The 13,487-nt window shown below is 55.4% G+C and carries 16 protein-coding genes and 1 tRNA gene; 6 read left to right on the top strand and 11 right to left on the bottom strand.

The window, feature by feature from the left end; all coding sequences use genetic code 11:
* The first annotated feature begins 224 nt into the window (after nt 1–224).
* Complete coding sequence (locus KQ296_RS05365) at nt 225–455, top strand: fucose synthetase (protein ID WP_259726389.1); 231 nt, start codon at nt 225–227, stop codon at nt 453–455.
* Nucleotides 418–1,719, top strand: a complete 1,302-nt coding sequence (locus tag KQ296_RS05360; RefSeq protein WP_011932043.1) for a glycosyltransferase 61 family protein — start codon at nt 418–420, stop codon at nt 1,717–1,719. The genes KQ296_RS05365 and KQ296_RS05360 overlap by 38 nt, the downstream gene beginning before the upstream one ends.
* Nucleotides 1,720–1,826: 107 nt before the next feature.
* Here KQ296_RS05360 and KQ296_RS05355 read toward each other — a convergent pair whose 3' ends face one another.
* The 9 genes from KQ296_RS05355 to KQ296_RS05315 form a co-directional block, all read right to left on the bottom strand.
* Entirely contained in the window at nt 1,827–2,432 is a 606-nt protein-coding gene (locus KQ296_RS05355; protein WP_083833620.1) for a sulfotransferase family 2 domain-containing protein, read from the bottom strand.
* 157 nt (nt 2,433–2,589) lie between these two features.
* Complete coding sequence (gene rfbB, locus KQ296_RS05350; RefSeq protein ID WP_041428316.1) at nt 2,590–3,651, bottom strand: dTDP-glucose 4,6-dehydratase; 1,062 nt, start codon at nt 3,649–3,651, stop codon at nt 2,590–2,592.
* Between the two features lie 42 nt (nt 3,652–3,693).
* Nucleotides 3,694–4,995 (bottom strand): hypothetical protein, encoded by a 1,302-nt coding sequence (locus tag KQ296_RS05345; RefSeq protein WP_259726388.1) that lies wholly within the window; start codon nt 4,993–4,995, stop codon nt 3,694–3,696.
* Between the two features lie 118 nt (nt 4,996–5,113).
* Nucleotides 5,114–6,463, bottom strand: a complete 1,350-nt coding sequence (locus KQ296_RS05340) for a sugar transferase (protein ID WP_011932039.1) — start codon at nt 6,461–6,463, stop codon at nt 5,114–5,116.
* Complete coding sequence (gene rfbD, locus KQ296_RS05335; RefSeq protein ID WP_011932038.1) at nt 6,456–7,343, bottom strand: dTDP-4-dehydrorhamnose reductase; 888 nt, start codon at nt 7,341–7,343, stop codon at nt 6,456–6,458. Before rfbD ends, KQ296_RS05340 begins: the two co-directional genes overlap by 8 nt.
* Nucleotides 7,340–7,957, bottom strand: coding sequence for a dTDP-4-dehydrorhamnose 3,5-epimerase (gene rfbC / locus KQ296_RS05330; protein WP_011932037.1), 618 nt, complete (start codon nt 7,955–7,957; stop codon nt 7,340–7,342). Before rfbC ends, rfbD begins: the two co-directional genes overlap by 4 nt.
* Entirely contained in the window at nt 7,947–8,888 is a 942-nt protein-coding gene (gene rfbA, locus KQ296_RS05325; protein WP_011932036.1) for a glucose-1-phosphate thymidylyltransferase RfbA, read from the bottom strand. Before rfbA ends, rfbC begins: the two co-directional genes overlap by 11 nt.
* 58 nt (nt 8,889–8,946) lie before the next feature.
* Nucleotides 8,947–9,081: a hypothetical protein gene (locus tag KQ296_RS05320; RefSeq protein WP_259726387.1), complete on the bottom strand. Its 135-nt coding sequence runs from the start codon at nt 9,079–9,081 to the stop codon at nt 8,947–8,949.
* 8 nt (nt 9,082–9,089) lie between these two features.
* On the bottom strand, nt 9,090–9,254 hold the full coding sequence (locus tag KQ296_RS05315) for a hypothetical protein (RefSeq protein WP_011932034.1): 165 nt from the start codon (nt 9,252–9,254) through the stop codon (nt 9,090–9,092).
* 111 nt (nt 9,255–9,365) lie between these two features.
* Between KQ296_RS05315 and KQ296_RS05310 the strand changes: the two genes are divergently transcribed.
* A complete protein-coding gene (locus KQ296_RS05310) occupies nt 9,366–10,274 on the top strand; it encodes an N-acetylmuramoyl-L-alanine amidase (protein ID WP_011932033.1) in 909 nt (302 codons plus the stop codon).
* Nucleotides 10,275–10,302: 28 nt separating this feature from the next.
* Entirely contained in the window at nt 10,303–10,758 is a 456-nt protein-coding gene (locus tag KQ296_RS05305) for a GNAT family N-acetyltransferase (RefSeq protein WP_011932032.1), read from the top strand.
* A 9-nt stretch (nt 10,759–10,767) separates the two neighbouring features.
* On the opposite strand, the gene KQ296_RS05300 is transcribed toward KQ296_RS05305, so the two are convergent.
* Nucleotides 10,768–10,839 (bottom strand) — tRNA-Gly (locus KQ296_RS05300).
* Between the two features lie 188 nt (nt 10,840–11,027).
* Here KQ296_RS05300 and KQ296_RS05295 point away from each other — a divergent pair.
* Nucleotides 11,028–11,750, top strand: coding sequence for a hypothetical protein (locus KQ296_RS05295; protein ID WP_011932031.1), 723 nt, complete (start codon nt 11,028–11,030; stop codon nt 11,748–11,750).
* A gap of 86 nt (nt 11,751–11,836) precedes the next feature.
* Here the strand turns inward: KQ296_RS05295 and KQ296_RS05290 are convergent, their stop codons facing one another.
* Nucleotides 11,837–12,058, bottom strand: coding sequence for a hypothetical protein (locus KQ296_RS05290; protein ID WP_259726386.1), 222 nt, complete (start codon nt 12,056–12,058; stop codon nt 11,837–11,839).
* A 416-nt stretch (nt 12,059–12,474) separates the two neighbouring features.
* Between KQ296_RS05290 and KQ296_RS05285 the strand changes: the two genes are divergently transcribed.
* On the top strand, nt 12,475–13,230 hold the full coding sequence (locus tag KQ296_RS05285) for a DUF1796 family putative cysteine peptidase (RefSeq protein WP_011932030.1): 756 nt from the start codon (nt 12,475–12,477) through the stop codon (nt 13,228–13,230).
* The last annotated feature ends 257 nt before the right edge of the window (nt 13,231–13,487 follow it).

The raw sequence follows: 13,487 nt of genomic DNA, 5'->3' as shown, positions 1-13,487 counted from the left end.
CAGATGCCGGGCTTTTTTTTGGCTTCAGATATTCATGCTCGAAGAGCTGGTAGTCAAACTGACACCAATCAGTGCTGCTTAGGAAGATCAACCATGGCAACACATCAGCCAAACATCGCAGATAACCATCTGATTTGAGGTTGTTAAAACTCAATGCGTGTAGAGTCATGAAGCCGAGATGGTCAGGAAGTGATGGCAGGGAAAAACTGATGGCTTTGCTCAACATGAGCACGGGCATTATCCCCTCAAGCTGCGAACTCGCCGAACTAGTGGCGGCCACGGTGCGCTTTCCAGGCGAGATTCACTGGGACACCAGCAAACCTGACGGCACACCCAAAAAACAACTGGATGTAAGCCGGCTAGCCACGATGGGATGGCGTGCGCGAATCAGTCTGAACGAAGGACTGCAAAGCACCTATGAGTGCTTCAAATCAAGCGACGCCATACAACGCTGAGCAGAGCACGCAAGCAACGAAGCAGACCATGGCAAACCTCGTAGACAGTGCACCCTTCAGAGTTCTTGGTCCACACGAACCGCTGCTCCGTGCGCGAACCCATGAGCGCGTTGATGTTTACCCACTTTTAGAAGGTGACAGCTTTTCAAAGCAACGGGGAGGCGTGATCAAAGACAACATCGCGATCGCTGACGCCAAGCAATACCGCAGCTTGAGACAATTCACTGGCCACGACCATCCAAACACCTGCGCCCCACCCTCAACATGGGAAATGACAAGGCGCAAACCACACAAACAATGCTCTGGACTCTGGCTTTTTGGCGGATTTGCCATTGACCACTTCGGACACTTCATTGCCGATAATTGCCATCGCTTTTGGCCTCTTTTAGAACAGACAATACCCGATATCGAAGGAATTCTCTTCATTGGCTTTGAATCAGATGCTGATCAAAGCCAGCCATTGTCATCCTTCCAAAAAGACATAATCTCGTACTTAACCAACCGACCCACGCAAACAATTCTTGCAACACAATCGCTCACCATAGAGAGGCTCATCGTTCCAACACAAGCCAATACGCTCGGCCCCCTGAGTGAGCCACAAAAGCATTACACCAACTTGCTAACTCAACATCGTCGCCGGAGATCCTGGAGAATAAACCGCAAAAAAATCTATATCTCACGCTCAAAGCTTAGAACACAATCGTGCCTCATCGGCGAACATGTCATTGAAAAAATTCTCAACGACGCAGGCTTTCTCATCTTCCATCCAGAAGAACACAGCTTTGAACATCAAATCAATCTCTATAAAACCGCAGACATGCTTGTGTTCTGCGAAGGGAGTGCCATTCACACCCTTGACCTAGCCGGCGATATTCGAGCTGATGTTGTGATCATCAGCAGAGGTGGACTAAAAAACAGAAGAAATCAATCACTTCAATCATGCGTGAAGCACACCGCACACTCCTGCACACTCTTTTCTGATGTACAGCGGCATCCCGCCATTCGCCACCTCACCAACAGCCGCCATGAGTCAATTCCGGCTCACTGGGAATGTGGCACGTGGCTCAACTATCAACAACTAACAAGCTTTCTGCAGTTGCTGAATATTCAAAAAAAATTAATACCAAGCCATGCCGAATACAAAGCTTCATTATCGCCCTATCTTCTCAACTACATAACAGAAGCCAATGAAACATGCGCCACCAATCAAAAATACTCAGCACGAGCTTTAAGTGTTTTATTGAAAAAAATAAAAAGTCTTTAACTCTCTCTTTGCAATGACATAAATCGCTGATTAGCATACGTATAAAGTGCTATATCCTCTGCATGAAGTTCACTGATTTCAGAGCGTAACAGAGGCGATATTTGAGGCTAAGGGATCGGCTTTGACGAACGCTCATCGGTACGATTGGAACGCGTCAGCTGAGGAACTGCTTGGCTAGAGCTTTTTATTCGATTCGCAATAGCAAGCCAAGAATCATTCATCTTTTCATATATTCCAACATAATTCAAGCGACTCAATGGTACTTGAAAGAGATGACGGCTGTATATATTTCGTAGACGTGGCTGCATTGCAAACCATGCAAAATCATCTTGATGCTCGCGCAAAGCCTCTCGCATTGCATTGCCAGGATCATCCAAAGCGAGTAAATAACGATAATGCGAAATCAGGCGGTCAATCGGCTCACGCAGAATCGTACAAACAAAAATATCTTGTGTAGATGGCCCTAAATCACCGAGATACTTCACCGGACGGAAATGACCATACACACAACAACCGCTCTCCAACTGGATTGGGCATTTCATATAAGTAAGCAAATGAGAATGACGCTCTACCTCCCCTTTCCCTGGCACGCCTCCATAGTCGAGGTGAAGATGCTCTTTACCGAGCAACTTCTCAAGAGAAAGTCGAACTGAAGTTCCTCCACATTTCGGCATATGAACAAAACAAGTGCGTTGAGACGGAGTTGCCATCATTGATTTCTAGCAATTCGAAGCAAAAGACGAACAATCAGCCCTGTTTGAACCAAGACTACGGCTCAAAGATACTCTCCAATTCCCATTGAATACGATGACGGCGCTGTTCGTCTCGCATCAACACCTAAAGCCTGCCAAGACATGTCGAAAACCAAGATTAATTTCGATCCAAAAGGGAATTGCACCACTGCAAATGATTGAGATACCAACGCACCGTCTGCCTGAGACCGTTCTCAACATTATGTCGTGGCTTCCAGCCCAGTTCGGTGGTAATAAGGCCAGGATCAATGGCATAGCGACGGTCGTGTCCAAGCCGATCTTTCACCCTGGTGATGAAACGGTCATGGGGGGCGCTCTCTGGCTTGAATTCATCCATCAAGCTGCAAATGGCTTCGACCACCTGACGGTTTGTACGCTCACTATCACCACCGACGCAGTAACTGGCACCTAAACGTCCGCGAGTGGCAGCGAGCAGCAGTGCCTCAACGTGATCGTCGACATAAAGCCAATCGCGAACGTTCAAACCATCGCCGTAGAGAGGAATCGGCTCGCCGGATGCCGCTCGCAGAATGACCACCGGAATCAGCTTCTCGGGGAACTGCCAGGGTCCGTAATTGTTGCTGCAATTCGTCAGCACTACTGGCACTCCATACGTGTGGTGCCAAGCATTCACCAAGTGATCGCTGGCAGCTTTGCTGGCGGAATAGGGGCTGCGCGGGTCGTACGGGGTGGTCTCCGAGAAACGGCCAGTGGGCCCAAGCGAACCAAACACCTCATCGGTGCTGATGTGATGAAAACGGAAGGCGCTCTGCCGCTCTTGGGGCAGCCTTTCCCAATGCGCTCGCACCGCCTGCAGTAACGAATACGTACCCAATACGTTACTGGTTAGGAACGCTGACGGGCCATTGATCGACCGGTCCACATGGCTTTCGGCTGCCAAATGCAGCACGAGATCAGGGTCCGCCTGTTGTACGGCGGCCGCAGTCGCAGCCGCATCCGCCAAGTCCACCCTTTGCACGACGTGGCGCTCAGCCGCGGCTGGACCAAGGTCCTTCAGGACACCTTCAATACTGGTGAGGTCGCTCGCATAGCCGAATTTATCGAGGTTGAAGATCAGCGCTTGACTTCCAGTGAGTAAGCGGCGCACGACCGCACCACCGATGAAACCAGCACCACCGGTCACAAGCACCCTTTGGACCGCTTCAGGCAAACAAGACACTGGAAGCTCTCAAGACCAGTGAAGCTTAATCAGCGAGCGGAACTAGACCAAGGCGGATTCGAACCAATCCGCCTTGAAATCCGCAAGGCCGACTCCGACGAGTGTGGTGGTTCCAATGTCGGTAAAAATTTGCAAATTTCCACCAGCAGAACCGAGGGTGTAGGTGCGTTCGTTCGCCAATTGCAGGCGATCACCATCAGCGTAGGAAAAGTCCCAAACCAAATCGCTACCGGCAGACAGGCGGATTAAATCGGCTCCTCGATCTCCCCAGATCTGGTCATTGCCATCACCACCATCAATCCAGTCATCACCTTGACCGCCACGAAGTTGGTCATTGCCTAAATCACCGTAGATGCGGTCATTGCCGACATTGCCATTCACCACGTCATCACCTTTACCACCACGCACGGTGTCGTCACCAAGGTCCCCAAAAATCCAATCGTCCCCTCTGTTTCCATTGAGAACATCATCATCTTTACCACCCCGCAGAAAATCATCTCCAGCGGCACCACTGATTCGATCTGAACCCCGACTGCCATTGATCCAATCCACTGCATCAGTTCCAGCAATCAAATCACTTTCTGCGCCAAAAAGCCTCAGGGACACATCCTTGAGATCTGGTTGCTCAACGACGAGACTTGGTGGCACAAACGCCACTTCTTCTCCCCAAAGTTCGATCAAGGCGTTGAGATCATTCTCGGTGAAAAACTCGGGCCAGTTATCACTCTGAGGATTGCGGTAGGCCATCACCGTGTCTTCCGGGAAGGCACTGGCCCAGGGATCGGTGGTGCCATTCACGGTGTCGCCATCACCATCCTCGAAAGGATGCTCGAGGCCCAGGGCGTGGCCGAGCTCGTGGATCAGCACGTAGCGACGGTAGTTCTCGTCGAACTCCACCTCGGGGTAGTTCACAAACAGCTCCCAACCACCACGGCCGGAAGTGGTGGCCAGACCCAGGGTGTTACCGCTGCCGCCAAGGTCGATCTCCATGTCGTAGAAGAGATCCACATCCCCACCAGCAGCCGTGCTGGATTCACGGAAATCCAGATCAATCACTGCGTCGAGGCGCTCCACCACTGAGCGGAAATAGTCCTGGTCGGCCGCAGAAATTCCCACCGATTCGATCGTCTGCTCCCCGAAGCCGCCGCCAGCCACGGTGACGGCGCCGCCCGGGGTGTGCAGGTAGTAATCGAGCACCCCGTCGGTGGCTATGGCCCGCTCGGTGTAAGCGGCGTTGCTGTTGTCGATCAGCCCCTCGGGGGCGATGGATAAGGAATACACCGGTGTGCCGTCACCGCCCGTGCCCGCCGCAAAGCGCTGCGACCGGGCCTGGTTGCAGAGCATGCACATGGGAAATCAACAGCTGGCAACAGCAGACCAAAGGTACCGAGATCAGCCCAAAGGGATGTGTCTGAACTGTGAACAGCGTCTGAGTGCTGGCTGAGAGCTGAGCGATGAGCGCTCAGCGGCCGCCGGCCTTGAGCACGGTTTTCACGGTGCGCAGCAGGATCACCAGATCCAGCCAGGTGCTGAAGTGCCGCAGGTAGTAAAGGTCGTAGGAGAGCTTGAGATCGGAATCCTCGATGCTGCTGGCGTAGGGCGCGCACACCTGGGCCCAACCGCTCAAGCCCGGTCGCATCCAGTGACGTTTGCGGTAATGGGGGATGCGCTGCTCCAATTCCTCCTCCAGTTCCGGGCGCTCCGGGCGCGGGCCGATCAGGCTCATCTCCCCATTGAGCACATTGAGCAACTGGGGCAGTTCATCGAGCCGCACCCGCCGCAACCAGCCCCCCACCGCTGTGATGCGTTGATCGCCCGGCTGGGTCCAGCGGGCCGGGGCATTCGCCGGCTGCACCGTCATCGTGCGCAACTTGTAGACGGTGAAGGGCCGGCCCAGCCAACCGCTGCGCTGCTGGGCATACACCACCGGGCCGCGGTCTTCCAGCCAGATCAGCAGTGCCGCCAGCAGCACAAAGGGAGCGGTGAGCAACAACAGCACGGCTGCCACCAGCAGATCGGCCATGCGCTTGAGCTGGGCCTGCACACTGAAGGTGGCTGCCCAGGGCAGATCGTCGTAGGCGAGCACGGTGTCGGCCATGAGCACCGGCGGCAAGCGCTCCTGCTGCTGCTCAAACAGGCTCAGCACCGAGAGGGCACGCACCTGGCGCGGATCGCGCATCTCCAGGCTGGCGCGCAAGGAGCGCAGCTCTGGGTCCTGACGCACCGCCTGGCTGAGAGCCACCAGGATCGGCTCCTCGGTCTGATCGAGCTGCTGGGCCAGGGTCTTGGCCTCCACCGGGCGCAAACGCTGGCGCTGGGGCACCCGCCGCCAAGCCCCCAGCACCGTGTCCAGCTCCTGGGGCTGGGCGAGCAGCAGCATGCGCGGCGCCTCAGGCAGCAACAGCCCCCGGCGCAGCCCCACGCGCACCGCCAGGGCCCAGAGCGTGAGCGCCCCGATCCAGAGCAGCTGCACCCGCCGGTACACCAGCCACACCGCCTCGCTGGGGTTGATCAACCAACGGGCGATCGCCACCACCACCAAGGTGACGACCGCAGTGATCAGCAGGCGCTGCAGCAGCACGGGCAAAGCCAGCCGCCGCCAGCGCAGCACGGTGTAACTGACGAACAACCAGCCCAGCAAGGGATAGAGCAGCAGCACGAAAACCAACCAGGGCCCCTGCCCCTGGAGGCTGTCGCCACCCAGGGCAACACCGGTCCAGGCCGGCATCGCAATGATCAGGGCCAGGATCAGAACCTGACCGAGCCAGTCGAGCAGCAGGGCCCGCAGCAGCAGCGTGCGCGGATCATGCATCCACACAGGCGATCACCTCCGCTAGGGCCTGGCGCCAATGCCGGGCGGGCAACCCCAGCTGGGCGCGGGTGGCTGCGCAGGCCAGCAGGGAATAGGCGGGGCGTTGGGCCGGTGTGGGGTACTGCGCGGTGGTGATCGGCTGCACCGCCGCCGCCGCGGGGATCAGACCCCGGGCCACAGCGAGCTCGCCAATGGCCACCGCGAAGTCGTACCAGCTGGCGGCACCGGCATCACTCCAGTGCTGCCATCCGCTGAGGTTCTGCGCGATCAGCGCCCAGCAGGCAGCGGCCAAGCCCGGGGTGGCCGTGGGGCAACCCACCTGATCGGCCACCACGCGCAGGGGCTGGCCCGCTTCGGCGTTGCGGCGGTGCAGGCGCAGCATGGTGAGCAGGAAGTTGCGGCCTACCGCGCCGTACACCCAGCTGGTGCGCAGGATGGCGGCCCGCCCCCCCTCATGGGCGCCCAGTTGCTCGGCCACGGCCTGCTCACCGGCGGCCTTGGTGGTGCCGTACACCCCGAGGGGATCGCGGGGCTGATCGGGCTGATACGGCTGCCCCTGGGCGCCGTTGAACACGAAATCCGTGCTCAGCTGCAGCATGCGCCCACCCGTTTCCGCTAAGGCCTGGGCCAAGGCCGCGGGAGCGCCGGCATTCACGGCCTGGGCCAGGGCCGGTTCGCTCTCGGCCTTGTCCACAGCGGTGTAAGCACCGGCATTGAGCACCCAGGCCGGCCGGTGGTGGTGCACGGCGGCGCTACAGGCCTGGGGATCGGCCAGATCGAGTTCTGCGCGGCGAGTAGCGATCAGTTCAATGCCAGGGGGGCAGGCAGCGATCAAGGCCTGGCCCAGCTGTCCGCCGGCGCCGGTGAGCAGCACCTTCACGGAAACACCTCAGCGGCTGCGTCCAAGCTGGCCAGCAGCGGTGCGTCGGCGTCCTTGGGCGCCAGCAACGGCTCGGACACACCCGCTTGCTCCAAAGGCCAGGCGATTGCGAGGGCCGAATCATCCCAGCGCAGGGAGCGTTCGCAGTCGCGGTTCCAGAAGCCGCTGGCTTTGTATTGCACTTCCGCCACATCCGTGAGGGTGAGGAAGCCATGGGCAAAGCCCACCGGCACCCAGAGCTGCTGATGGTTTGCGGCGCTGAGCTCGGCGCCCACCCACTGCCCATAGGTGGGCGAAGCCCGGCGCAGATCCACGGCCACATCAAAGATGGCACCCAGGCTGCAGCGCACCAGCTTGCCCTGGGGTTCGGGGGGCAACTGGTAGTGCAGGCCCCGCAACACCCCGCGGCTGGAGCGGGAATGGTTGTCTTGGCGGAAGACCAGCGCCTCCGCCTCGGCGGCGGGCACACCGGCCTCGATCAGCTCAGCGCGAAAGCGGCGCTCGTTCCAGCTCTCGTAGAAAAAGCCGCGCTCGTCGGCAAACACCCGGGGGGTAATCAGCAAAGGGCCCGGCAGGCATTGGCCGGCGGCGGTGTGGAGCGCTTCAGCTGGCATGCGCCTGCTCCCGGGGTTGCCCCTCCAGATTGCGTTGGAGCAGGGCATGCTCGCCGCCACTCTCCTTGAGCATTTGCAGCAGATAGGCGCCGTAGCCGCTCTTGCGCAGGGGCTGGGCCAGGCTTTCGAGTTGATCGTGGTTGATCCAACCCTGGCGCCAGGCCACCTCTTCTGGGCAGCCCACCTTGAGCCCCTGGCGGTGCTCGAGGGTGCGGATGTAGGCCCCGGCCTCATGCAGGGAATCAAAGGTGCCGGTGTCGAGCCAGGCCATGCCTCGCCCCATCAGTTCCACCGTGAGCTGCTGCTCGTCGAGATACATCTGGTTGAGGCAGGTGATCTCCAGTTCCCCGCGGGCCGAGGGCCGCACCTGACGGGCCCTCTCCACCACCGAAGCGTCGTAGAAATACAAACCGGTCACGGCGTAACGGCTGCGGGGCTGGGCCGGTTTCTCCTCGATGCTCAGGGCCCGGCCTTCGGCATCGAACTCCACCACGCCGTAACGCTCCGGATCACGCACGGGATAGGCGAACACCGTGCCCCCCTGATCGCGGGAGGCAGCAGCCTGCAACTGGGGGATCAATTCATGGCCGTGGAAGAGGTTGTCGCCCAGCACCAACGCGGCCGGCGATCCATCCAAGAAGTCGGCGCCGATGAGAAAAGCCTGGGCCAGGCCATCGGGGCTGGGCTGCACGGCATAGGCGATGGTCATCCCCCAGGCACTGCCGTCGCCGAGCAGGCGCTGAAACGCCGCCTGGTCGTGGGGGGTGGTGATGATCAGCACCTCGCGGATCCCCGCCAGCATCAAGGTGCTGAGGGGGTAATGGATCATCGGCTTGTCGTACACCGGCATCAGCTGCTTGCTCACCGCCGTGGTGAGCGGCGCCAGGCGGGTGCCACTGCCGCCCGCCAGGATGATGCCCTTGCGCGTCATTGCCGCCCTGCCGCCAACTGCTGAACCGGCGTTATTTAAGCATGGGCGCTCTGTTCCCTTAAAGCTCCTGGCTGTGGCGCAGCAAACGGGCCAGCAGATCAGGCGGCAGATCTTCGGCGCGCTTGAGATCAACGCTGAGCGGTCCAGGGCGCTCCGCCAGGGCCACCGCCTCCAGCCAAGCCTCCGGTGGCATGCCCTCAATCAACAGATCCAGATCGGAATGCTCGCGAAAGCCTGAGGCCAGCGCTGCCGCCACAGGGACGCAGCCTCCCACGCCTGGTCGAGCCCCGCAGCACGGCGCTGCTCCAGGCGCTGCCTGTCGGCCGCAAAGCGCTGCTGCCAATGGTGCTGGGCATGAACCGTCATGGCCCCATTTTGACTAGGACCATCGAGCGATGCCTCAACCGCATCGGTGTGGCCGAGTGCCTGCGGCAGTTGTTACCTCTGCAGTGAACACCCACTCGCTTGCCGAGGCTCATGGCCGCCACGATCTACCTGCACTGGACCGCCACCGGCTACGACTGGATCCGGCCCGGCCACTATCACGTGATCATCAGCGGCGACGGCCGGGTGCACCGGCTGCATGCCACCAGCGTGGATCTGCCGGCCCACACCTGGGCGCGCAACAGCAATGCCGTGGCCCTCTCCTGCGCCTGCATGGGCGGCCAGCCCGACCCCTGGACGCTGCCGCCCACTCCGGCGCAGCTCGACAGCCTCTGCGCGGAAACCGCTGCGATCGCCACGAGCTGGGGCTGGAGCGCCGAAGACATCACGATCCAGCGGGTGATGACCCATGCGGAAGCCGCCTCCAACAAAGATGGCCGCGTGATGCACGACAACTACGGGCCGGTGGTGTGGGGCGGCACGGGTGAGCGCTGGGATCTGCTGCAGCTGGAGAAGAACGGCCCTCTCGATGGTGGTGAGCAGCTGAGGCAAAGAATCCGGGAGCTGATGGCTGGCGGCACAAGCCAGACGCACAGCCCCAGCACTGACCGCCTCATCTTCAAGGGCGAGACCACGATCGAAGCCCGCGGCGAAGCGCTGGACGTCGCGATCGACAGCGAAGGCCGCTCCTGGGCGCTGGCCGCTGATCTGCTGGAGCGCTACGGGATCCCCCCCGCCTGGGATGCCAACCAGCGGCGAATCCTGATCGGATCGTTGGATGTGGCTCCCACCTACCGAGACGACAGCGTGCAGGCGTCGGTGGGTTGGCCCCTGTTCACGATGACCCTGCAAACCGGCAACGCACCGGTGATCCTCACCGGCATCGTGCGGCCCTCAGAGGCCGGCGATCGCGCCTGGTGCCGGGTGCTGGAATTCGCCGAAGAATTCGGCATCTCCGTGGGTTACGAGCCGTTCACGCTGCTGGAGCGGCGGGGCGGCTAGGGGTGCAAGGGGATAGGAGGATGGCGACATGACCCGCTACCGCCTGGTGGAACATGCCCCCGGAGCACCGGGGCTGCGCTTGTTTGGCCTGGGACCAGACCTGCGGCCCACCCGAGGCCTGCTCAAGCTGCAGCGGCTGTTCCGCAAACACGCCTTCTGGGCAGAGAGCCGCAGCCAGGGCCAACTCAAGCGCATGCTCAAGGGCAGCACTGTGGTGGTGAGCCTCTGGCGCGGCAAACGCCTGGTGGGCTTCGGGCGGGCCACCAGCGACGGCATCCACCGGGCCGTGCTCTGGGATGTGGTGGTGGCCGGCGACCTCCAAGGCCGAGGCCTGGGCCGGCGGGTGGTGGAGGCCCTGCTCAGCGCCAAGACGATCCGCCAAGCGGAGCGGGTCTATCTCATGACCACCAATAGCGCCGGCTTCTACCAGCAACTGGGATTTCAAAAAGCCTCTCCACAGCAGCTGCTGGTGCGAAAGCAATGAATCAGATCAAGCGGATGAAGAGATTCGAACTCTCGACCCTCTCCTTGGCAAGGAGATGCTCTACCACTGAGCTACATCCGCAGGTCGGCGCTTGGGATGTGTCCCTCACGACCAAGAAATCATGCACTACCAGGGCGCCATCGGTCAACACCGCAAGCCCCGGTACTGTTGATGCAAATTTTGGTCCTGCCGCAGACAAGCACAGCTAAACAGAGGAAAAGCAATCAAAAAAAACAAATCAGCTCTCTGCCAAAACAAACAGCATTGAAATGAGCCAATCATTTTTATTACACAGCTTTCCGAGATCAGGAAATCATCTTGTACGCGCATTCATCGAAATAGCAACAAAAAAGCCTACACAGGGATGCCCTGGAAACCCATTAGACAAGCCGATACTTCAGCAATATTTTGATTCGCGGCGAGTTTACACCAAAGGGAGTGACTATATTGCACTCAAATCACATTTCCAGCAAGAATATCTCATAAATAAACAGCAATTAAAGAGCCAAGACATCAATTCATCTACGATCATAATATTCAGAGAACCACTTGCAGCAATTAGCAGCCATTACAAACGATTTTGCTCGACAACGCCATTTCAGCGGAAAGAAGCACACGCACGAATGCTAGAACGCTCAATTAATTTATATCAAGAAAGCATAAATATTGCAGAGGATGCTAAGGGCAATTCATCGCACTTGTTAATAATCAGCTTTGAAGGTCTTGTTGACAAAAATCATGCAAATTTAACAGCATTTAATAGCTTGCTTCAATTCATTAAAAAGGGTTCCAACACATCTTTGTCCTTAAGCAATTCCATTATCTTATCAAAGTGCATTGAACAAGCTAAACTTACAGCAAGAGCAGTCAAGCCTGATCAAGCATCTCGCCTAACAGTCGATGAAAATTCAATGAAAGCAAACCTGATGGGATTCTCTAAACAAATCGAAAACCTGCAAAAACAACTTACAGGCCTAGCAATTAAAAACTAAAAACATTATTATCGGCATATGCCAAACCCTTTTTGCTTGCAAGAATTAATGATAACATTCTTGCCTACAAAAAAGAATTCTTAAATTCAAAGAGCTTTCATGATCAACATATACCAACTACAAAGAGTTTTATCATTTGGATAATTCATGAGAATCTTCTGAGCATCATCTGGATTCAACATAGAAAGCTGGATTTCAGCGAGTGGCTGCAACGTCACACACTCCCATCCATCTGCGGCAAAAATAAATCGATAATCTGAAGGCATAAATCGATTAATATGAGGATTTTTATAGACATCGTAAATCATCTGCTCAGCTTTATTTAGATCAATTCCCTTAGCGATGAGATCTCGAAGCGCTGTCTGAGGCGTATGCCTCAGATGCCAGTAATCAGGCAGTGGTGTATCAAAATGAGAATGGCCATAGTGCCGCTGAGGAGCGGATCATATTAGAGAGAAATATGTACACATTAGTGTACCTTGTGATCAAATCACTCTCAGTATATGAATCATTTTAGCCAAGGCGGGAACATGCTAAAAAGCTGCCACAAAATCAGAGCAATAGCTTTATACACTCCCATTGATTAATGAAGACCCCAATTAGCAGATACCTTGTAATTAATGCAGTGAAATACAGTTGTATTATTAGCAAAATTCTGGAAAAGTCGATTTATTACAAGAAGGTTTGAATGGACATGGTAAAATCTTTCATATATGGATAAACAATGCTACCTGTAGAGAACACTCTGTTTTGCCCAGAAGTAATTTACTCGCTTGGGATAAGATGCCACACAGAAATCTTTCTTAAAAAGCATAAATACCGCATGTTCTCTTCAGTACTAGGATCAGCGAACTGCAAAACACTAGAAATACTTTATGACATGCTGAAAAACAAATTTTCGTTTCTGCAAGACAGAGCAAGACAGGTATCAACTAACGGAATAAGGTATTACGACAGAATGAACAAACTATATGGGTATAGAACATTAATTAACGGTTATGATAATTTAAAAGATTATCACCAAGCAACACTTCCGCACCACGATCTCACAAATCTTCAAGTATACACACACTTTATAAGGGGGTTGTCACGCTTAGAAAAGATAGCAAAACTCAGAACACCAATTCTTTTTATTATCACCGCAAACGCAATCGACGATAAATATTTTATCCATAATCAACACAAAGTCGATTTGATACTAAAAGAATTAAAAAAAACTTTTAATGCCCACTTGCTTGTAGTAATTGCTGGTTACAAGCGTGAAAATGCAGCAGCCAAAACATTCAAAGAACAACTCATAGTCGACAATAGGCTTTATAAGTACGAAGTTACCAAGAACTCAACATATATGACAACTATTAAACATGAATACACGCATAGAGAATCCGAACAAGAACTATTTGGCAATATAATTCAAAAGTATTTTGCACCACAGAAATTACTTTCGATTGAGAGAATAGATCAAATACAAATTGAATAGAATGCCTCCAATTTATTTACAAGAAATAATAATCTGCTATTGGCTGCAAATTAATTCAACAAAGCGAACACAGAGATTTTACACACAAACAATCTTAAAATAGCGAAAGGCAAAGAATAAAGCTCATGCCAAAAATAACCATAAAAAAATCTAAAGAGACAAGAGGAGCATTTAAATACAACAGATAAAATACATCCCATGAATTAGCAGATACATATTAACTCAAGAAATAAATTCATGACCCTCAACAAAACATT

This window comes from Synechococcus sp. CS-197 (genome assembly GCF_025128215.1).
In the GTDB taxonomy this organism is placed as follows: Bacteria; Cyanobacteriota; Cyanobacteriia; order PCC-6307; family Cyanobiaceae; genus Synechococcus_C.
This window is presented reverse-complemented; position numbering and strand designations above follow the sequence as displayed.

What these genes read in the sequence shown, in the direction of transcription:
- KQ296_RS05365 (WP_259726389.1), top strand. Translation starts at nt 225, where the DNA reads ATGAGCACGGGCATTATCCCCTCAAGCTGCGAACTCGCCGAACTAGTG.
- KQ296_RS05360 (WP_011932043.1), top strand. Translation starts at nt 418, where the DNA reads ATGAGTGCTTCAAATCAAGCGACGCCATACAACGCTGAGCAGAGCACG.
- KQ296_RS05355 (WP_083833620.1), bottom strand. Translation starts at nt 2,432, where the DNA reads ATGATGGCAACTCCGTCTCAACGCACTTGTTTTGTTCATATGCCGAAA.
- KQ296_RS05345 (WP_259726388.1), bottom strand. Translation starts at nt 4,995, where the DNA reads ATGCTCTGCAACCAGGCCCGGTCGCAGCGCTTTGCGGCGGGCACGGGC.
- KQ296_RS05340 (WP_011932039.1), bottom strand. Translation starts at nt 6,463, where the DNA reads ATGCATGATCCGCGCACGCTGCTGCTGCGGGCCCTGCTGCTCGACTGG.
- rfbC (WP_011932037.1), bottom strand. Translation starts at nt 7,957, where the DNA reads ATGCCAGCTGAAGCGCTCCACACCGCCGCCGGCCAATGCCTGCCGGGC.
- rfbA (WP_011932036.1), bottom strand. Translation starts at nt 8,888, where the DNA reads ATGACGCGCAAGGGCATCATCCTGGCGGGCGGCAGTGGCACCCGCCTG.
- KQ296_RS05320 (WP_259726387.1), bottom strand. Translation starts at nt 9,081, where the DNA reads ATGCCACCGGAGGCTTGGCTGGAGGCGGTGGCCCTGGCGGAGCGCCCT.
- KQ296_RS05315 (WP_011932034.1), bottom strand. Translation starts at nt 9,254, where the DNA reads ATGACGGTTCATGCCCAGCACCATTGGCAGCAGCGCTTTGCGGCCGAC.
- KQ296_RS05310 (WP_011932033.1), top strand. Translation starts at nt 9,366, where the DNA reads ATGGCCGCCACGATCTACCTGCACTGGACCGCCACCGGCTACGACTGG.
- KQ296_RS05305 (WP_011932032.1), top strand. Translation starts at nt 10,303, where the DNA reads ATGACCCGCTACCGCCTGGTGGAACATGCCCCCGGAGCACCGGGGCTG.
- KQ296_RS05295 (WP_011932031.1), top strand. Translation starts at nt 11,028, where the DNA reads ATGAGCCAATCATTTTTATTACACAGCTTTCCGAGATCAGGAAATCAT.
- KQ296_RS05290 (WP_259726386.1), bottom strand. Translation starts at nt 12,058, where the DNA reads ATGATTTACGATGTCTATAAAAATCCTCATATTAATCGATTTATGCCT.
- KQ296_RS05285 (WP_011932030.1), top strand. Translation starts at nt 12,475, where the DNA reads ATGCTACCTGTAGAGAACACTCTGTTTTGCCCAGAAGTAATTTACTCG.